Below are 19,072 nucleotides of genomic sequence, written 5' to 3'. Positions count from 1 at the left end.
CTCCGGTGATCGAGTAGCGCCGCGCGCACCGCTCGTCTCCGGTGATCGAGTAGCGCCGCGCGCAGCGCGACGCGTATCGAGATCCCCCTCACCAGGTCTCGATACGCGTCCGGCTTCGCCGGGCGCTACTCGACCACCGGAGTGTTGATCAGTCACTTCTGCCTCCGCTCGAGGAACTCGGTCATGCGCCGCATCTTCTCGGGGCTCTCGAAGAGCCCAGCCTGCGCCTCGAGATCGACGGCAGGATGCTCGGATCGCGGCGCCCGCATCACGCGCTTCGTGGCGATCGTGGCGGCCGGGTCGTTGCGCGCGATGCGATCGGCGATGGCGTGAGCGGCGGTGAGCAGCTCGTCTTCGGGGTGCAGCTCGCTCACGAGGCCGATGTCGCGTGCCTCGTCGGCTCCGATCGTGCGCCCGGTGAGCAGCAGCTCGGCCGCGCGCGCCTCACCGACGATCTCCTTCAGCCGCCAGGTCGCCCCGGCCGCGGCGATGATGCCGAGCCCGGTCTCTGGGTTGCCGATCTTGAGGCGCGGCGTCGCGATGCGGATGTCGGCGGCGTACGCGAGCTCGGCCCCGCCGCCGAGCGCGTACCCGTCGAGGGCGGCGATCACGGGCATGGGCAGGGCGGCCACGCGGATGAAGGCGTTCGCGTTGATGCCGCGCCGCGCGTCATCCGCGCGCCGCTCGCGGAGCTGTGCGATGTCGGCGCCCGATGCGAAGACGCCCCCGGTGCCGGTGATGATGAGGATTCTCGGGATCGCCTCGAGCTCGGCGCAGAGCAGGTGCAGCGCGTCGATGGTGGCCTGGTCGATGGCGTTGCGCTTCTCGGGACGGTTGAGGGTCGCGACGACCCGGTCCTCGAGTCGATCGATGAGCAGGGGCGACTCCGCCGCGGCATCCGCCGGGGATGCTGCACCGAGCGGCAGCCCGTCGACTCGCTCGGGGAGCCGGCCTTCGCGCATCACGCGCGCTCCACGATGAGCGCGGTGCCCTGGCCGACGCCGACGCACATGGTCGCGAGACCGTAGCGCGAGTCCTCGCGCTCCATCCGGCCGAGCAGCGTGACGACCAGGCGCGAGCCCGACGAGCCGAGTGGATGCCCCAGGGCGATCGCACCTCCGTCGGCGTTCACGCGCGCGTCGTCGAGCCCGAGCCGGCGGATGCATGCGATGGACTGCGTGGCGAACGCCTCGTTGAGTTCGACCGAGCCGATGTCGTCGAGGTCGATGCCCGACCGCTCGAGCGCCTTCTCGGTCGCGGGCACCGGGCCGAGGCCCATGATCTCGGGCGCGAGGCCCGCCGACGTGCCGACGACCACGCGAGCGCGTGGGGTCAGCCCGTAGCGTTCGACGGCGGCGGCGCTCGCCACGAGGATCGCGGATGCCCCGTCGTTGAGCGCGCTCGAGTTGCCCGCCGTGACGACCGAGCCACCGGGCACGACGGGACGCAGCCTGGCGAGCCCCTCCATGGTGGACTCGGGCCGCGGGCCCTCGTCGACGAGCACCTCACCCTGGTGCGTCTGCACGCCCACGATCTCGGCCTCGAATCGACCGGCGGCGATGGCCGCGGCCGCTCGGTGCTGCGATCGCAGGGCGAACTCGTCGGCCTCCTCGCGGGTGATGCCGTCGACGCGCGCGACCTCCTCGGCCGTCTCGGGCATGGAGTACGTCGCCTTGTCACGAGCCAGGAGCGTGGGATTCGGGAACCGCCAGCCGATCGACGTGTCGTACGTCGCGCCGGGACGCGCCCACGCCTTGTCGGGCTTCGCCTGCACCCAGGGGGCCCGCGTCATCGACTCGACCCCGCCCGCGATGATCAGGTCGGCGTCGCCCGCGCGAATCGCCTGCGCCGCCATCGTGATCGCCGACATGCCGGACGCGCAGAGGCGGTTCACCGTGATGCCGGGCACCTCGTCGGGAAGCCCGGCGAGCAGCACCGACATCCGTGCGACATTGCGATTGTCTTCGCCGGCCTGGTTGGCCCCGCCCAGGATGACCTCGTCGATCGCGCCGAGCTCGCCGGCGCCATCGAGGTCGGTGCGCCGCACGAGCTCGCCGACGACGAGCGCCGCGAGGTCGTCGGGTCGCACGCCTGCGAGCGCGCCGCCGTAGCGTCCGACGGGCGTGCGCACTCCGCCGACGAGATAGGCCTCTGCCATGCTTCACTCCTTGACCGCTCTGTCTGTGGAAGGCTGCTCCCAGCGTAGGCAGGGGCTTGCGGCATCCGCGCGCCGGTATTTTCTGACCGACCGTTCAGGAAGTAATTATGGCAAACGGATGTCGGGTGCGCCACTCGGCCGGTGCGTCACCGGCTCGGGCGCTCATCCCGCCGACGGTGTCTCAGGGGTCTCGGGTTGCTCGGGAGCCGCCGGCTCGTCGGTGGGCACCGGGACGGGGGCAGCCGGTCCGAACAGCACCCATGTTCCGGCCGCGCACTGGTAGAAGGCGACCCGCTCGGTGTCGATGTAGACGTCGCCGTCGGTGGTGCAGGTGTCGTTCGACGGCGAGCCGAGCCCGAGCGAGACCTGCGTTCCGGGCGCTCCGGGCTCGCCCTGCACCCCCTGCTCACCCTGGGCGCCCTGCTCACCCTGAGCGCCCTGCTCACCCTGCGGCCCGGTCGCACCCGTCAGGTTCTCCGCGGCCGAGGTGCGGATGTTCCCCACGAGCGTCCACTCGCCGTCCTGGAAGAGGTAGACGTCGGAGGTGGAGATGTCGATGTACACATCCCCCTCGTAGCCCTTGCCGGACTCGGGCACGCCGGTTCCCGCACGGACTGCCGAGCCTGCCGGAAGGATCTCGTCGAGCGCCTCCTCGTAGGCGGCCTCGTCGACCTCGTCCTCGGTGACCGCGGGCTGGGTGGCGACCGCCTCCGTCGCATCCGCGGATCGAGCGAGCCACGAACCGAGGAACGCCGCGACGAACGACAACACGACGACCGCCGCACCGACCCAGAGGAGCAGGGCACGGCTCACGGTCGGCGGCGACGTTCGGGTCGCCGGCGGCGCCGCCCCTGGCGTGGTGGGTTCCGTACCCGGCGTGCTGCGGTCGTCACTCATCAGGCGCCCCCACGTCTCGCGCTCCGCGCGGACCGTGCCGCCCGGCGGCGATCCACGTCGCGCTCATGCTACTCGCGCGTCGAGCGGTGCGGCCGGTGCGCGTCAGCGAGCCGCGCCGGCGAGTTCTGCGTGCAGGTCGTCGCCGAGGCGGACGTCGACGAAGTCGACGTCGATCTCCGCACGGTCGAGCAGCTCGCTCATGCGTCGCTGGCGGCCCCGCGGGATGAGCGTCACGACGCGCCCCGCGTTGCCGGCGCGACCCGTGCGGCCGGCGCGATGCAGGTACGTCTTGTACTCGTCGGGCGCGTCGGCCTGGATCACGAGATCGATGTCGTCGACGTGGATGCCGCGGGCTGCGACATCCGTGGCCACGAGCACGTTCACCCGACCCGACGTCAACTGCTGCAGGTTGCGGGTGCGACGCGACTGGTTGAGGTCGCCGTGCAACGCGACCGCACGGATGCCATGGTCCTCGAGGTGCTCGGTGAGATCCTCGGCGAACGCGCGGGTGCGCGAGAACACGAGGGTCCGGCCCTCGCGGTTCGCGAGCTCGGCCACGATGTCGCGCTTCTCGTGGTTGCCGATCACGAACACACGGTGCTCGATCGACGACGACGCCTGGTCCTCACCCGCGACCTCGTGCACCGACGGGTCGACGAGGAACTCGTCGACGAGCGCGGCCACGCCGGTGTCGAGGGTGGCAGAGAACAGGAGCTTCTGGCCGCCCTCGGCGGTGCGACGGATGATCCGCTGCACGGGCTCGAGGAACCCGAGGTCGCACATGTGGTCGGCCTCGTCGAGCACCGTGATCTCGACCTCGCTGAGGTCGAGCCGGCGCTGTTCGATGAGATCCTCGATGCGGCCGGGGGTGCCGATCACGATGTCGACACCGCGCTGCAGCGCGCCGACCTGTCGTCCCTGCGGGACGCCGCCGTAGATCTGCGTGGTGAAGAGGCCGACGCTCTGCGCGATCGGCTGCACCGTGCGGTCGATCTGCAGTGCGAGCTCGCGAGTCGGCGCGAGGATCAGTGCGCGGGGCTTGCGCCCGATCTGGCGCTTCACGCGCTTGCCGCCCGAACCCTCGGTCCAGAGGTTCATCAGTCGTTCGACGAGGGGTGCGCCGAAGGCGATGGTCTTGCCCGAGCCCGTCCTGCCGCGGCCGAGGACGTCGCGGCCCTCGAGCACGACCGGGATCGTCGCCGCCTGGATGGGGAACGGATGCTCCGCCCCGAGCTCGGCGAGCGCGCGCACGATGTTGGTCCCGAGCCCGAGGTCGGCGAAGCTCACGCCCTCCACCGCCGCGGCCTCGATGGCCTGGGCCTCGAGGCGGTCGAGCACGACATCGTCGGCCGGCGTGGGGCGGCGACCGCGGTCATTCGCGGGGAAGAAGCTGGAGGGGCGACGGCCGGAGTCGCGGAATCCGGGGCGATCGAAGCCGCGATGCGGCGACCGGTCGCGGTCTCGAGACGCGTCGCTCCGCGGCGCTCCTCGACCAGCGAAGTGGGCACGGTCGCGGTCTCGAGACGCGTCGCTCCGCGGCGCTCCTCGACCAGCGAAGTGGGCACGGTCGCGGTCTCGAGACGCGTCGCTCCGCGGCGCTCCTCGACCAGCGGAGTAGTCGCGGGTGCCGTCCCGATCGGCGCGGTGCGGGGTGCGGCCGGCGGCGATTCGCTCGTCGCGCGACCAGCGCTCCTTGCGCGGAGCGTCGGTCTGCTCGGACCGGTACCCGCGGTGGCCGGGGCTGCGCGAGCCGGGCTTCCTGGTCGACGAGGTCGAGCCGTGACGCGCGGCTGGGCCGCCCTTGCGGCCGCCCTTCGCATACGACGGATCGAAGTCCTTGGCCGGTCGTCCGCCCTGGCGCTTGGTGTTCTTGGGCATGGTGGTGCTTCCTGGGTTGTACTCGAGTACATGGCAGGCCCGCCGGAAACGCGAGAAGCGCCAGCAGGACTGAGAACCCGGAAAACGTCGACCGGGGCCGTTCACATACGGTGATTCTCCGAACGCAGGACGCGCTCGGAACCGGCCCTTCAGACTCACAAACCCATCCGCACCACGGCGCGGTGTCCAGAACCGACTCCGCAACGCTACCGGAGGCCGGCTGGGAATGTGCCGCACGACGCATCCGCGCGCGATGCCGTAACACGCAGGTAACGCGCTGCGCATACGCTCGCGGGGTGGAACGCCAGCACCCGCCCATCGCCATCACAGTCGAGTCGCCGCGACAGCCCGAGATCGAACGCCTCCTCGACGGCAGCAGCGCGTATGCGCAGAGCCTCTACCCGCCCGAGAGCAACTTCCTGCTCGACGTCGCCACGCTCGAACGCCCCGAGGTCGCCTTCTACGTCGCTCGCGACGGCCATCGCGCAGTCGGCATCGCCGCCCTCGTCGCAGACGTCGGGATGGGGCCGGATGGCGCACCCGAACGAGGCGAGCTCAAGCGCATGTTCGTCGACCCCGACGTGCGCGGGCGCGGCGTCGCGGCCGCCCTGCTGGCCCGGATCGAGGCCGATGCGGTGGCTCGCGGCATCCGCGAGGTCGTGCTCGAGACCGGGGACCTGCATCACGCGGCGCAGGCCCTCTACACCTCGCACGGATACCGCGAGATCCCGCAGTTCGGGCAGTACGTCGGCGAGCCGCACTCGGTCTGCTTCGCCAAGACTTTGCGGTAGCACGCCACCGGGTTAGCATCGCTCGACCCCTGACCCGGAGCCCGGTGTGACATCGACCCGAATCACAGGCGGCTCCGGCATCCGCGCCAGGCGGATCGCCCTGGCCGCGCTGGCCGCCCTCGCGGCCGTCGTCGGCGTGAGCGCGCTCTCGGGGTTCCACACGCAGCTGCGCGAGATCGACCCGACGGGTCCGGATGCCGCGAGCGAGGTCTCGACCGCCGCGACCGTCGGCATCCGTACCTTCACGCCACCGTCCGGCCTCGAGGTGCATGCCGACCTCGAGTACGGCACCCGCGAGGACGGCACCCTACTCACGCTCGACATCTGCACGCCGGCCGCCGACGTCGAATGGGGGGCCCGGCCCGCCGTCGTCGCGATCCACGGCGGCAGCTGGGCGCGCGGCGACAAGGCGAACGCCGACTGGCGCAACGTCTGCCTGTGGCTCGCGAGCGAGGGGTTCGTCGCGGCATCCGTCAACTACCGGCTCGTGCCCGACGTTCGCTTCCCGGCCGCGCTCGACGACGTCGCCCTTGCCGTGGAGTGGCTGCGCGCGCCAGAGCAGGTGGAGCGCTTCGGCCTCGATCCGGCACGCATCGGCGCGTTCGGTGGATCGGCCGGCGGCAACCTCGCCGCCCTGCTCGGCGCGACGGGCGAGGGCGCCCTCGACTCGGGATCGCGCGTCGCCGCCGTCGCCGAGCTCTCGGGCCCTGTGGGACTCACCGCGGTCGAGCTCGCGGCCGACGGCGCCTCGACCTGGCTGCACGGAATCGTCGCCGACTACCTCGACTGCGAGCCAGGTGCGGCTCTCGAGGCGTGTCCGCAGTCCTCGGATGCCTCGCCGACGAGCCGCCTGGATCCGACCGACCCGCCCGTCTTCATCGGCCACGCCGAGCAGGAGGTCGTTCCGCTCGGCCAGTCGACGCGGTTCGCGACCGCCCTCGCCGCGGCAGGCGTGCCCGTAGAGCTCGCCGTCGTGCCGGGCGACCTGCACTCCATCGGCATCCTCGACGAGGCGCTGCGCGCCCGCGTCGCGGCGTTCCTGCGCGCGCACCTCGGCTGATCGCCGCCTCCAGAGGCCGGCGGGGCCGCAACCCCTGCCCAGCCGTGGCGCGGCGGACGTATGCTCGCAACACCCCAGCGACCCGGAGGCGACGATGGCCGACCACGACTCACCCGTCCAGCTCTCGGGTGACGACTGGCGCGTCATCCTCACGAGAACCTGGCATGAGTTCCGCATCCACCAGGCGTACGACATCGCCGGCACGCTGACGTACTACGTGGTCCTCGCGTTCTTCCCGGCGCTGCTGGCGACGCTCGCGGCGGTCGGCATCTTCGGCAGCGCCGAGGCCGGTGCGCAGAACGTGCTGCACGTGATCGACGACCTCGGCGGGGAGTCCGTGTCCGCCGCGCTTCGCGAGCCGCTCGAGCAGCTCGTGAACGCCTCGAGCGCCGAGCTGGCGTTCATCACGGGCCTCGTCGGCGTGCTCTGGGCGACGTCGGGCTACCTCGGCACCCTCGGTCGCGGCCTGAACCGCATCTACGACGTCGAGGAGGGCCGACCCTTCTGGGAGATGCGGCCCGCGATGATCGGAGTGTCGGCGGTGCTCGTCGTGGCCGGGACGCTCGCCGCGCTCGGCCTCATCATCACCGGGCCGGTGGCGGAATCGCTCGCCCGGGTGCTCGGCCTCGACGAGGGCGTCGTGTTCTGGTGGGACCTGCTGAAGCTGCCCGTCATCGCGGCCATCGGGATCTTCGTCATCGCGCTGCTGTACTGGTCGGCGCCGAACGTCAAGCGTCGCCACTTCCGCTGGTTCAGCGTCGGCGCCGTGGGGGCGCTCCTCGTCTGGGTCGGCACGACCACCCTCTTCGGCGCGTACGTGTTCGGAATCGGGCAGTACCAGCGCACCTACGGCGTCGTCGGCGGCGTCATCGCCTTCCTGCTCTGGATCTGGCTGTCGAACCTCGCCATGCTCTTCGGCGCCGTGCTCGACACCGAGGTCGAGCGGGCCCGCCAGCTGCGGGCGGGTGTGCCCGCCGAAGAGCGGGTGCACCTGCCGCTTCGCGACGACCGGCTGATCGCGAAGAACCTCGAACAGCGTGCCCGCGACTACCGGGCATCGGCCGCCATGCGCGAGCCGAGCGCCGTCGACGGCATCGCCTCGTTCGACGCGGCCGCGGAGCCCGCCGACGAGCCGTCGCGCTGATCGCCCCCTACGCCGGTACCATCGCGGAATCGCTCCGCGGAGGGATGCCGGGCGCCGAGGCGCGTGACAGGCTGCTGCCACTATGGACGACTCCCGGCATCCGACCGAACCGCCGATCCCACCGGCGCCGCCCACCGCGACCGCCCACCCGGCGACCGTTCGCGGCGTCACCGGCGGCCCGCGCCTCGGCATGGCGCTCGCGGACGAGCGGAGCTTCCGCGCGTGGATGTGGGTCGGCACCGCCGTCTTCGCCGTACTCCTGTTCTCGGTCGCGGTACCGATCGCGGCGACGCTGTACGACGTGCACCTGCTCGCGGCGTTCGCGACCGGGCTGGCGATCGCCGGCGCGGTGCCGCTCGCCATTCGATTCCCGTGGGTCGCCGCCGGGCTCGCGACCGCCGGCATCCTCGCATTCGCGCTGCTGTCCGCAGGGTCGGAGGGCGCGCCATGGCCGTGGCCGGTCACGACGATCATCGCGGAGTTCGCCCTGCTCATCGTGTTGGGCCTCATGCGGATGACGTGGGTCGGATTGCTCGGGGTGTGGCTCGCCGGCGTCATCGTCACGACGCCGTTCGCGTTCGTCGACCTCGGTGCCACCGCGAACCAGATCACGGCCGCCGCGGTCACCGTCATCGCCGTGCCGATCGCGCTGCTCATCACCCAGCGCCGCCAGATCGGCGCCGAGCTGTTCCGCGAACGCGCGCACTCGGCGTCGGAGCAGCAGCGCCGCGTGCTCGTCGAGGAGCGCAACCGCATCGCGCGCGAACTCCACGACGTCGTCGCGCACGGACTCTCGATCATCCACGTGCAGGCCACGAGCGCGCCGTACCGGGTCGAGGGCCTGAACGACGGCGCCAGGGCCGAGTTCGCCGAGATCGCGGCATCCGCTCGTTCCGCGATGACCGAGATGCGCCAACTGCTCGGCGTGCTCCGCAGCACGGATGCCGCGGCCGAGACGGCGCCGCAACCCGGGCTCGACGAGCTGCCCGCGCTCGCCGCATCCGTCGAACGAGCGGGGGTGCCGGTGACGCTCGAGCTGGGCGCCCACCTGCCCGAGTCGGGCCTCGCGGCCACGTCCGCGTACCGCATCGTGCAGGAGGCGCTGAGCAACGTCGTGCGCCATGCGCCTGGAGCGCCGACCCGGGTGTCGGTCGAGGTGCTCGCCGGTGACCTGGTCGTCTCGGTCGAGAACGAGCCGGCGGCGGATGCCGCGGGGCCCGAGGCCAAGGGCGGCGGCCACGGTCTCGTGGGCATCGGCGAGCGCGCGGCCCTGCTCGGTGGGCGCGCCGAGTACGGAGCCGTCCCCGGTGGGGGCTACCGTGTTCTCGCGACCCTTCCGCTCGCGACCGACGGAGGAACGGTGTGACGATCTCGGTGCTCATCGCCGACGACCAGGCGATGGTGCGCGCCGGATTCGCCGCCGTGCTCGCCGCGCAGCCGGGGATCGAGGTCGTGGGGCAGGCCTCCGACGGCGTCGAGGCGGTGACGCTGGCGCACGAACTGCGGCCTGACGTGGTCATCATGGACGTGCGGATGCCGCACCGGAACGGCATCGAGGCGACCCGTGCCCTGCAGACCCCGCCGCGCAGCTCGGACTACGTGCCGCGGGTGCTCATGCTCACGACGTTCGACATCGACGAGTACGTCTACGAGGCATTGCGCGCCGGCGCGAGCGGTTTCCTCCTGAAGGACGCGACGCCAGAGGAACTCGTCGCGGCCGTGCGCGTGGTCGCCGGCGGTGACGCCCTGCTCGCGCCGAGCGTCACCCGGCGCCTCATCGAGGACTTCGCCCGCTCTGCTCGCCCGCCGAAGCCGCAGACGAATCGGCTCGCCGACCTCACCGAGCGGGAGCGCGAGGTGCTCACCCTAATCGGCCGGGGCCTGTCGAACTCCGAGATCGCGGCCGAGCTGTTCATCGCCGAGCAGACCGTGAAGACCCACGTGTCGAAGATCCTGCAGAAGCTCGGCCTGCGCGACCGCGTGCACGCCGTGGTGCTCGCGTACGACACGGGCCTCGTGCAGCCCGGCTCCTGAATGCGGGTTGAGGAGCCGCGGAGCGGCGTCTCGAAACCCGTGCTCGCCGTGCGGTTTCGAGACGAGCGCTTCGCGCTCTCCTCGACCTGCAGATCCCCCGTACCGCAGTAGGGGTCGAGAACGGCTCCGCGGGGTGATGTGACGGCGCGAAGCCCGTTCGTACTGTGCGGGCATGGCTACAACACATCAGCTCGAACGCCCGGCCGCGGCATCCGCTCGGCCTCGCACCGGAGTCGCTCGCGACACGAGCGTCGACGCCATCCGAATCGTGCTCCTCGTCGTGGTGTTCGCACTGCACGCCATGATGTGCGGCGTCAGCATGGGCGCCGCCGGCCCGGTCCTCGAGAACGCGCTCGAGGAGCAGGACTGGTTCGGCCCCGTCAGCTGGGTCGTGCAGATCATGCCGCTGTTCTTCATCGCCGGCGGATTCTCGAGCTTCCACCACTGGCGTTCGATGCGCTCGCGCGGCGCGACCGCTTCGGACTACGTGCGCGCGCGCCTCGAACGGCTCGTGCGACCGGCGATCGCACTCGTGGTCGTCGTCGCCGGCGGACTCGTGGTGCTATCGCTCGTCGGCCTGCCGGCTGAGCTGGTCGCGACCGCGGGCTTCCGCATCGGTCAGCCGCTGTGGTTCCTTGGCGTCTACGTCGCGATCTCGGCGCTCGTGCCCGTGATGATGCGCGCCCACGAGCGCGCCCCGATGGCGACGCCGGCAGTGCTGCTCGGCGCGGTCGTGGCCGTCGACGTCACGCGCATCGCGACCGGTGTCGAGCCGATCGGCTTCCTGAACCTCATCCTCGTGTGGCTGCTCGTGCAGCAGCTGGGCTTCCACCTGGCCGACGGCACGCTCGACCGCTTCCACCGCGGCGCGCTTTGGGGCATGGCGGGTGGCGCGCTGGCGGTGCTGGCCACCCTCGTCGCCACCGGGCCGTACTCCCCCGACATGTTCGAGAACCTCAACCCGCCCACCGTGGCCCTGGTGCTGCTCGGCGTCGCGCAGCTCGCGCTGTTCCAGCTGGCACGCCCGCACATCCGTGCATGGGTCGAGCGAGCGGATGCCTCGCGGCTGATCTCCGCGCTCGGCGAGCGCGCCATGACCGTGTACCTGTGGCACATGCCCGTGCTCGTCGGACTCGCAGGCCTGAGCCTCGTCGCGAACGCGAGCGTCGGGCTGCCCCTCCCCGAGCCCCTCAGCTTCGAGTGGTGGGCGACGCGTCCGCTGTGGCTCGGTGTCGCCGCCGCCGCCGGCGTGCCGGTCGTGCTCGTGTTCGCGCGGTTCGAGCGGGCGCGGCGGCAGACGCCGGCCGGGATTCAGGGCGGGCTGCCCGCGGCAACCGTCGCGTCGACCACCCGGCTGGCTACCGTGTGGACCGCCGTGGATGCCGTCTCGGGCGTCGCCGGCGTGGCGGTGCTGCTTCTGACCGGCTTCGGCCCGGTGTCCGCGATCGTCGCGCTCGCCCTGCTCACGGTCGCGCTGGTCGGCAGCGCGCGCCTCGTCGCGGGCGGCCGTGTCGCGGCCGCGCTCCGTCTCGCGCCCTGAGCATCGAACCGGCCGAACCGTGTCCATTCGGATCGGGGCGCCGGTTCCGTTCCGAACATGCCGTTCGTCCGCCGATCGCGGGGCCGGAGTGCCGGAGTGCCGAGGTGCCGGCCTTCGCAGCGGTGAAGAGGTCGTCCACACGTCCCCACCAGCGCGAAGCGCCGGCCCTCGCCGGTACGAAGCGATCGTCCAGGCGCCCCACCGGCGGCTCCCACGACGAAGCGATCGTGCAGGCGCCCACCTCCGCCGCTCGCGCCGTGAGAGGTGGCGGTCACCCGAGCTCCCACGCTCAGCGGGTGCGGTCGACCTCCGCGACGGCAGCCGCCTCGACCGACGCACGAGCCGTTTCGTCGGTGTCAGCCCGGGCACGACGGTGCTCGAGGTAACGGCGCACGACGAGCGTCGCGAGTCCGAGCGCGATCGCGGCGTAGACGACGAGGTCGACGTATCCGAGGTACTGGTCGAGCAACTCGTGCTGGGTGCCGAGCGCGGCGCCGACGCCGATGAGGAACGTGTTCCAGACGCCGCTGCCGAGCACGGTGTAGAGGCAGAACCGCGGCAGGCTCATGCGGGCGGCGCCCGCGGGGATGGAGATGAGGCTTCGCACGCCGGGGATGACACGCCCGACGAGCACCGACCACGCTCCGTGCCGCGTGAACCACTCGGCACCTCGTTCGAGGTCGGTGCGGCTGACGAGCCGCGTGCGCACGATGAGGTCCACGGCGCGGCGCATGCCGACGGCCGCACCGAGCCAGTACAGCACGAGCGCGCCGGCGAGCGAGGCGACCGTGCTCCAGGCGATGAGCCACCCGAGCTCGAGCTCGCCCGCCTGGCTGAGGTAGCCGGCGAACGGGAGGATCACCTCGCTCGGGATCGGCGGCACGAGCACCTCGATGAAGACGAGGACGCCGACACCGAACTCGCCGAGGGCGGTCAGGATATCGGCGGCGAAGCCGGTGAGTCCGGTGAACCCGTGGTCGGCCGTGGCGGCGAGGAGTGTCATGCGGTCGTCTTTCCGGTCGGGACGTGCGGCGGCGGCAGCGCTGACCGGGCAACCCTACGAACCTCAGGTGGACGAACCCTGAGTCCTGACGCCGGTAGCGTGGCTGGCGGAGGCCGCATGGACTGGATCATCCTCATCGCCTCGGGTGTGCTCGAGGCGGTCTGGGCGACCGCACTCGGTGCCTCGAAGGGCTTCCGCAGGCTCCGGCCGACCGTGATCTTCGTCGTCGCGCTGGTGCTCAGCATGGGCGGACTCGCCATCGCGATGACGTCCATACCGGTGGGCACCGCCTACGCCGTCTGGGTCGGCATCGGCGCGGTGCTGACCGTCGCGTACGCGATGATCTTCGGCGGGGAGCGGGCGAGCGTGGTGAAGGTGCTGCTGCTCCTCGGCATCGTCGGCTGCGTGATCGGCCTCCGAATCCTCGGGGAGGCGTGATGCACTGGCCCGTCCTGATCCTGAGCGGCGTGCTCGAGGCCGTGTGGGCCGTCGCCCTCGGCCTGTCCGACGGGTTCACCGTCTTCTGGCCGACGGTCGTCTTCCTCGTCGCGGGAGTCGCCAGCATGGTCGGCCTCGCCTACGCGATGCGCGGCATCCCGGTGGGCACGGCATACGCCGTCTGGACCGGGCTCGGCGCGGCGCTCACGGTCGTATACTCGACCGTCTTCGGCGGCGAGTCCGCGAGCGTGCTCAAGCTGCTCTTCCTCGCGGGCATCGTCGGCTGCGTCATCGGGCTGAAGCTCGTGCATTCTCGTGAGGAACACGCCGCAGAGGCCCACCACGACCTGCCGGTGCCCGACGAGCCGCCGGGCGCCTGAAGTGCCCGGCGGCGTCGGCATCGGTCGAGGCGTCAGCGCCCGTCGACATCAGGTCGTGGCATGTTCGGCATCGATGAGCCCGAGCTGCGCGATCATGCTCGCGACGTCGTAGTAGCGTCGCTCGTCGATGACAAGTCCATCGTCGTCCAGCGTTGAGAACACGGCGCCCGGAATGTCAAGCGTTCGACCTGTCGGCGCGACCTCCCCGTCGGGCAACGAGAGGGGACCGAGGTGGGTCCCGCTCAACCCGTACTCGACGGCGACCGTTCCTCCATCCTGCATGACCTCGCCGAGCGTGAAGCGTGCGTCGGGCATGGCACGGAGGACGTCCGCGACATCCTGTTCGACCGCGGCCCGGCCGCTGAGCGGCTTCGGGTACTGCGGATCGTGCACGATCGCATTCTCGGCGTACAGCGCGGCGAATGAGGCCGTGTCGCCACGGTTGAATGCGTCGACGGCGCTGGCGTAGATCTCTCGTGCGTTCATGATGCTGTCCTCCTTCGGGGCGAGATGTCCGCCCCCACGAGCATGATGCCCACCGAACGTGCCACCACGGATCGGCCAGGTGACCCATCTTCCTGCCCGGTTGGTCTCTTGTTCGTCGCCGGTTCGTCTCGTTTCCCGTCGCGGAAACAGCACTGCGACAATGAAGAGGTGACTGCGCAGTCGCCGCTCGAGCGGGGCATGGCCGCCATGACGGCGGGCGACTGGGAGTCGGCCCGCGCGGCCTTCGAAGGGGCGCTCACGCAGACGGGTTCCGCCGACGCGCTCGCCGGCCTCGGGGATGCCCTCTTCTTCCTCGGCGACGTGAGAGCCGCGGTGCGGCACCGTGAACGGGCGTATGCCGTGAGCCTCCGCGCGGGCGACCGGGACGCCGCGGCGGAGTCGGCGATCTGGCTGTGCCTCACCTACGGCATGGCGGTCGGAAACCTCGTCGCCGCGCAAGGTTGGCATGCGCGTGCCCGCAGCGTGCTCGCCGGAAGCGATGACGCGATCCCGCTGGCGTGGCTCGAGTACGAGAGCGCGATCCTGTCAACCGACACGGCGCGCAGTCACGAGCTCCTGGAACGGGTCATCGGCGTCGCCCGGGGGCTCGGCGACCGGGACCTGGAGCTGTGCGCGCTCGCCGAGCGGGGCGTCGCGCGGGTCAAGCTCGGCGACACCGCCGCCGGTCTGACCGACGTCGACGAAGCAATGGCGGGCGTGATCGCGGGTGAACCGGGCGACTTCTTCACCGTCGTCATGTCGACCTGCTCGATGATGACGCTCTGCGACATGATCGGCGACCTCGAGCGTGCTCGTACTTGGTCGGATGCCGCAGACGAGGTCATGCTCGATCGAGGCTGCCCCTACCTCTTCGCCCAATGCCGGGTCGCGCACGGCAGGGTGCTGATGCTGTCCGGCAGGTGGGCCGAGGCCGAGGTCGAGCTCAGCCGGGCGGAGACCGTCGCTCGTGGCACGTTCCCCGGGATCCACGGTCGGGTGATCGCCGGTCTCGCCGAGCTCCGCACGCGACAGGGCCGCTCCGCCGAGGCCTCGGCCCTCATCGAGGAGGCGGGGACGCCCATCCAGACGGCCGTGGCGGCCGCGGAACTCGCCCTGCAGTCCGGCGAACCGACCACCGCCGCCGCCCTGGTCGATCGTTGGTTCGACGCGGAACGAGCGGTCGCGATCACGCCCCTGCACGTCGGCGGGCCCGCGGGGTCGATCGAAGCGGCCACCGCGCTCGGAATCAAGGTGGAGGCGCTGATCGCCCTCGACGACCGTGAGGGCGCCGCCTCGACGGCCGCCCTACTCGACGAGCGAGCTCTCGCAAACGCTCACGGCATCGATGCGGCGCACGCCGCACTGGCCCGGGGACGCCTCGCCACTGACGCATCGGATGCGGTGCGATGCTTCGAGCGATCGCTCGACCTGTTCGCTGCCATGGACCTTCCGCTGGAGACCGCGCGCGTTCGGCTGGAGCTTGCTCGAGCACTTGCGCCCGAGTTCCACCAGTTGGCCGCGACGGAGGCGCGGACCGCTCTCGGTGCGTTCGATCGACTCGGCGCCACCCGCGACGCGGACCGGACCGCCGAACAGCTCCGTGCGTGGGGAGTACGAGGCCGCTACGTGCCACGCTCACCCGCACAGCTCACGCGTCGCGAGGAGGAGGTGCTCGGACTCCTGGCCGAGGGCCTGACGAATCCCGAGATCGCCGGGCGCCTCCACATCTCGCCCAAGACCGCAGCGCATCACGTGAGCAACCTGCTGTCGAAGCTCGGAGTGCGCAATCGAGCGCAGGCGATCGGGTACGCGAACCGAGCGCGCTCCGGCGGACCGACGTGACCGACGGGTCGGGATCCGATCCGAGGACCGATGGTCACCGCGTTCCGAGGATGCGCCGCGTCAGCGTTGCCGCGGCATCCTGAACACCACTCGACGCCCGGTCGCGCAGTTCGGCCGGCGCATCGTCGGGGAAGGTCACCGCGATCGCCGCAGCCGGCCATCCGACGTGATCGAGTACCGCCGCGCCGACCGATGCCAGGCCCGGCGTGACCTCGCCGTCCTCGTCGGCCCAGCCGCAAGCACGCACCTCGACGAGCACGCGCTTCAGGCGCCCGTACGTCCACTCCCCGGGGTCGGCCGCGGTCGACGGATGCCGCGACTCGAAGGCCGCCCGATCGGGATAGAGCGCGCGCAACTGGGCCGCCGGCAGCGCCGCGAGCATCGCGCGCCCGGTCGCCGTCAGGTAGGCGGGGAGGCGCACGCCCACATCGGTCACGAGCGACGGACGGCGAGGCGCACGCTCCTCGACGAGGTAGAGCACATCGCGTCCGTGCAGCACGGCGAGGTGCCCCGACTCGCCGAGCAGGTCGACGAGTGCCGCGACGAGTGGGCGACCGAGTCGCGACAGGGGCTGCTGCCGGCTGAACCCGCTCGACAGCTCGAACGCGGCCACGCCGAGTCCATACCTGCGCTCCTCGGGCAGATGCACGACGAATCCGCGTTCCTGCATCACGGCGAGCAGGTGGTAGACCGTCGACCGGGGCAACGCGAGCGCCTGCGCGATCGTCGCGGCCGGGACGGGCCCGCGCTGTGCCGCCAGGTGCGCGAGGATCGCCAGGGTCTGGTCGGCCGCGGGGACCTTCGAGGGCTGGCTCACGCCGCCAGCCTACGCCGGTCTGGGATCCCGGACGGATGCCGCAGCTGCGGCGTTCCCGCGCGCGCGAGGCCGGTGTGGAATCGAAGGCATGAGCTCCATCGCGCACGCCCACCCATCGACCTTCGGCGTCCCCGGGGCCGGGCGCACCGCCTCCGTCACCGTCGGAACCGGCGCGCTCGCGATCGACGAGGTCGTGGCCGTCGCTCGCCACGGGGCATCCGTCGCCCTCGATCCGACCGCCCTCGACGGCGTCGCGGCCAGTCGGGAGATCATCGAGGGCCTCGCCGCCGACCCCGAGCCGCACTACGGCATCTCGACCGGCTTCGGCGCGCTCGCGACCACGTTCATCGCCGAGGACCGACGCGCCCAGTTGCAGGCGAGCCTCGTGCGCTCGCACGCCGCCGGCTCGGGCTCCGAGGTGGAGCGCGAGGTCGTGCGCGCGCTCATGCTCCTGCGCCTCTCGACCTTGATGACGGGCCGCACGGGCGTGCGCCGCGAGACGGCGGAGACCTATGCCGCGATCCTCAACGCCGGCATCACGCCCGTCGTACGGGAGTACGGGTCGCTCGGGTGCTCGGGCGACCTCGCGCCGCTCGCGCACTGCGCGCTCGCGGCGATGGGCGAGGGCGAGGTCCGCGTCGCCCCCGTCGGTCGAGTAGCGCCGGCGGAGCCGTCGCGTATCGAGACCGAGGCCGCGGGTCTCGATACGCCTCCTGCGGCGGCAACTCGACCACCGGTCGTGCACGCCGCCCCCGCCGGTCGAGTAGCGCAGGCGGGGCCGTCGCGTATCGAGACCGAGGCCGCGGGTCTCGATACACCTCCTGCGGGGGCTACTCGACCACCGGTCGTGCCCGCCGCCGATGCGCTCGCCGACGCCGGCATCACGCCGTTGCGCCTCGGCGAGAAGGAGGGTCTCGCCCTCATCAACGGCACCGACGGCATGCTCGGCATGCTCGCCCTCGCGATCGACGACCTCCGCGTCCTCCTCACCACCGCCGACGTCGCCGCGGCGATGAGCGTGGAGGGGCTCATGGGTACCGACGCGGTCTTCGCGGAGGACCTGCACGCCCTGCGACCGCAGCGCGGGCAGGCGGCATCCGCATCGAACCTGCGACGGCTGCTCGCCGACTCGCCGATCGTGGCGAGCCACAAGGGCCCCGAGTGCACTCGAGTGCAAGACGCCTATTCGCTTCGGTGCGCCCCGCAGGTGCACGGCGCCGCTCGCGACACCCTCGCCCACGCGACATCCGTCGCCGAGGCTGAGCTCGCGAGCGCGATCGACAACCCGGTGCTGACGCTCGACTGTCGCGTCGAGTCGAACGGCAACTTCCACGGCGCTCCGGTCGGGTACGTGCTCGACTTCCTCGCGATCGCGGTGGCGGATGTCGCATCGATGAGCGAGCGGCGTACCGACCGGTTCCTCGACCGCGCACGCAACCAGGGGCTGCCGCCGTTCCTCGCGCACGAGGTCGGCGTCGATTCGGGACTCATGATCGCGCAGTACACCGCGGCCGGCATCGTGTCGGAGCTGAAGCGGCTCGCGGTGCCGGCATCCGTCGACTCGATCCCGTCGTCGGCGATGCAGGAGGACCACGTGTCGATGGGGTGGGCCGCCGCGCGGAAGCTCCGGCGTGCGATCGACGGGCTGACCCGTGTGCTCGCGATCGAGATCATGACCGCGGGGCGCGGCCTACGCCTGCGGGCCCCGCTCGAGCCCGGCCCGGCGACCGGGGAGGTCGTGTCGCTCGTCGCCGGCGTCGGTGCCGTGCCGGGTGCAGACCGGTTCCTCACGCCCGAGATCGAGGCGATCACCGAGCTCGTCGGGTCGGGTCAGGTCATTGCACGAGCGGGGCGCGCGGTCGGCGTACTCGAGTGATCCTCGCCGACGTGCCCCTGAATGCCGACGTGCCCCTGAATGGGGAGCATCCTCTCAGATCCGGAGGTTGTCCCACTCTTCACTGGGTGTCAGACTGATGGGGATCGGCTCCAGAGCCGGCACCCGAACGGAACTCGATGACGCCGAACCGAGACACGCTTGACGAAGAGCGCCCGTGGTACTCACGGAGCGCGCGATCGAGATCATGACCGCGGGGCGCGGCCTACGCCTGCGGGCCCCGCTCGAGCCCGGCCCGGCGACCGGGGAGGTCGTGTCGCTCGTCGCCGGCGTCGGTGCCGTGCCGGGTGCAGACCGGTTCCTCACGCCCGAGATCGAGGCGATCACCGAGCTCGTCGGGTCGGGTCAGGTCATTGCACGAGCGGGGCGCGCGGTCGGCGTACTCGAGTGATCCTCGCCGACGTGCCCCTGAATGCCGACGTGCCCCTGAATGGGGAGCATCCTCTCAGATCCGGAGGTTGTCCCACTCTTCACTGGGTGTCAGACTGATGGGGATCGGCTCCAGAGCCGGCACCCGAACGGAACTCGATGACGCCGAACCGAGACACGCTTGACGAAGAGCGCCCGTGGTACTCACGGAGCGCGCGATCGAGATCATGACCGCGGGGCGCGGCCTACGCCTGCGGGCCCCGCTCGAGCCCGGCCCGGCGACCGGGGAGGTCGTGTCGCTCGTCGCCGGCGTCGGTGCCGTGCCGGGTGCAGACCGGTTC

17 protein-coding genes and 1 pseudogene are annotated in these 19,072 nt (G+C 71.6%); 11 read left to right on the top strand and 7 right to left on the bottom strand.

Features of this window, described 5'->3' with window-relative positions:
- Nucleotides 1–152: 152 nt before the first annotated feature.
- From HUS56_RS09565 to HUS56_RS09550, 4 genes are all read right to left on the bottom strand, one after another.
- Complete coding sequence (locus HUS56_RS09565) at nt 153–962, bottom strand: enoyl-CoA hydratase/isomerase family protein (RefSeq protein ID WP_173923197.1); 810 nt, start codon at nt 960–962, stop codon at nt 153–155.
- A complete protein-coding gene (locus HUS56_RS09560; RefSeq protein ID WP_173923196.1) occupies nt 962–2,158 on the bottom strand; it encodes an acetyl-CoA C-acyltransferase in 1,197 nt (398 codons plus the stop codon). The genes HUS56_RS09565 and HUS56_RS09560 overlap by 1 nt, the downstream gene beginning before the upstream one ends.
- 162 nt (nt 2,159–2,320) lie before the next feature.
- Nucleotides 2,321–3,055: a collagen-like protein gene (locus tag HUS56_RS09555; protein ID WP_173923195.1), complete on the bottom strand. Its 735-nt coding sequence runs from the start codon at nt 3,053–3,055 to the stop codon at nt 2,321–2,323.
- Nucleotides 3,056–3,157: 102 nt separating this feature from the next.
- Complete coding sequence (locus HUS56_RS09550) at nt 3,158–4,933, bottom strand: DEAD/DEAH box helicase (RefSeq protein WP_173923194.1); 1,776 nt, start codon at nt 4,931–4,933, stop codon at nt 3,158–3,160.
- Between the two features lie 296 nt (nt 4,934–5,229).
- On the opposite strand from HUS56_RS09550, the gene HUS56_RS09545 reads away from it, so the two are divergent.
- The 6 genes from HUS56_RS09545 to HUS56_RS09520 all read left to right on the top strand — a co-directional run bounded on the left by HUS56_RS09545 (nt 5,230) and on the right by HUS56_RS09520 (nt 11,502).
- Nucleotides 5,230–5,724, top strand: coding sequence for a GNAT family N-acetyltransferase (locus tag HUS56_RS09545; RefSeq protein WP_254431386.1), 495 nt, complete (start codon nt 5,230–5,232; stop codon nt 5,722–5,724).
- Nucleotides 5,725–5,770: 46 nt separating this feature from the next.
- The gene (locus HUS56_RS09540) at nt 5,771–6,784 is read left to right on the top strand and encodes an alpha/beta hydrolase (RefSeq protein WP_173923193.1); all 1,014 of its coding nucleotides are present in this window, start codon (nt 5,771–5,773) and stop codon (nt 6,782–6,784) included.
- A gap of 94 nt (nt 6,785–6,878) precedes the next feature.
- Complete coding sequence (locus HUS56_RS09535) at nt 6,879–7,928, top strand: YihY/virulence factor BrkB family protein (protein ID WP_173923192.1); 1,050 nt, start codon at nt 6,879–6,881, stop codon at nt 7,926–7,928.
- An 82-nt stretch (nt 7,929–8,010) separates the two neighbouring features.
- Nucleotides 8,011–9,294 (top strand): histidine kinase, encoded by a 1,284-nt coding sequence (locus HUS56_RS09530; protein WP_173923191.1) that lies wholly within the window; start codon nt 8,011–8,013, stop codon nt 9,292–9,294.
- Nucleotides 9,291–9,962 (top strand): response regulator transcription factor, encoded by a 672-nt coding sequence (locus HUS56_RS09525; protein ID WP_173923190.1) that lies wholly within the window; start codon nt 9,291–9,293, stop codon nt 9,960–9,962. Before HUS56_RS09530 ends, HUS56_RS09525 begins: the two co-directional genes overlap by 4 nt.
- A 172-nt stretch (nt 9,963–10,134) precedes the next feature.
- The gene (locus HUS56_RS09520; RefSeq protein ID WP_173923189.1) at nt 10,135–11,502 is read left to right on the top strand and encodes an acyltransferase; all 1,368 of its coding nucleotides are present in this window, start codon (nt 10,135–10,137) and stop codon (nt 11,500–11,502) included.
- A gap of 289 nt (nt 11,503–11,791) precedes the next feature.
- On the opposite strand, the gene HUS56_RS09515 is transcribed toward HUS56_RS09520, so the two are convergent.
- Nucleotides 11,792–12,505, bottom strand: a complete 714-nt coding sequence (locus tag HUS56_RS09515) for a DedA family protein (protein WP_173923188.1) — start codon at nt 12,503–12,505, stop codon at nt 11,792–11,794.
- A 117-nt stretch (nt 12,506–12,622) separates the two neighbouring features.
- Here HUS56_RS09515 and HUS56_RS09510 point away from each other — a divergent pair, with 117 nt between their 5' ends.
- Both HUS56_RS09510 and HUS56_RS09505 read left to right on the top strand, forming a co-directional pair.
- Entirely contained in the window at nt 12,623–12,943 is a 321-nt protein-coding gene (locus tag HUS56_RS09510; RefSeq protein ID WP_173923187.1) for a multidrug efflux SMR transporter, read from the top strand.
- Nucleotides 12,943–13,251 (top strand): annotated as a pseudogene (locus HUS56_RS09505) (multidrug efflux SMR transporter); the annotation flags it as partial. The gene HUS56_RS09510 and the pseudogene HUS56_RS09505, both read left to right, overlap by 1 nt.
- Nucleotides 13,252–13,371: 120 nt before the next feature.
- Here the strand turns inward: HUS56_RS09505 and HUS56_RS09500 are convergent.
- Nucleotides 13,372–13,809 carry an ester cyclase gene (locus HUS56_RS09500; RefSeq protein WP_173923185.1) on the bottom strand — a complete coding sequence of 146 codons (438 nt, stop codon included), beginning with the start codon at nt 13,807–13,809 and terminating at the stop codon, nt 13,372–13,374.
- Between the two features lie 168 nt (nt 13,810–13,977).
- Between HUS56_RS09500 and HUS56_RS17460 the strand changes: the two genes are divergently transcribed.
- Nucleotides 13,978–15,651: a LuxR family transcriptional regulator gene (locus HUS56_RS17460; RefSeq protein WP_305792488.1), complete on the top strand. Its 1,674-nt coding sequence runs from the start codon at nt 13,978–13,980 to the stop codon at nt 15,649–15,651.
- 34 nt (nt 15,652–15,685) lie between these two features.
- Here HUS56_RS17460 and HUS56_RS09490 read toward each other — a convergent pair whose 3' ends face one another.
- On the bottom strand, nt 15,686–16,468 hold the full coding sequence (locus HUS56_RS09490; RefSeq protein WP_173923184.1) for an IclR family transcriptional regulator: 783 nt from the start codon (nt 16,466–16,468) through the stop codon (nt 15,686–15,688).
- An 88-nt stretch (nt 16,469–16,556) separates the two neighbouring features.
- Here HUS56_RS09490 and hutH point away from each other — a divergent pair, with 88 nt between their 5' ends.
- Both hutH and HUS56_RS09480 read left to right on the top strand, forming a co-directional pair.
- Nucleotides 16,557–18,344, top strand: coding sequence for a histidine ammonia-lyase (gene hutH / locus HUS56_RS09485; RefSeq protein WP_173923183.1), 1,788 nt, complete (start codon nt 16,557–16,559; stop codon nt 18,342–18,344).
- 175 nt (nt 18,345–18,519) lie between these two features.
- The gene (locus HUS56_RS09480; protein WP_173923182.1) at nt 18,520–18,753 is read left to right on the top strand and encodes a hypothetical protein; all 234 of its coding nucleotides are present in this window, start codon (nt 18,520–18,522) and stop codon (nt 18,751–18,753) included.
- The last annotated feature ends 319 nt before the right edge of the window (nt 18,754–19,072 follow it).

This window comes from Agromyces sp. Marseille-P2726, assembly GCF_902809835.1.
Lineage (GTDB): Bacteria > Actinomycetota > Actinomycetes > Actinomycetales > Microbacteriaceae > Agromyces.
The sequence above is the reverse complement of the archived record's forward strand: the minus strand, read 5'-3'. Positions and strand labels throughout refer to the sequence as shown.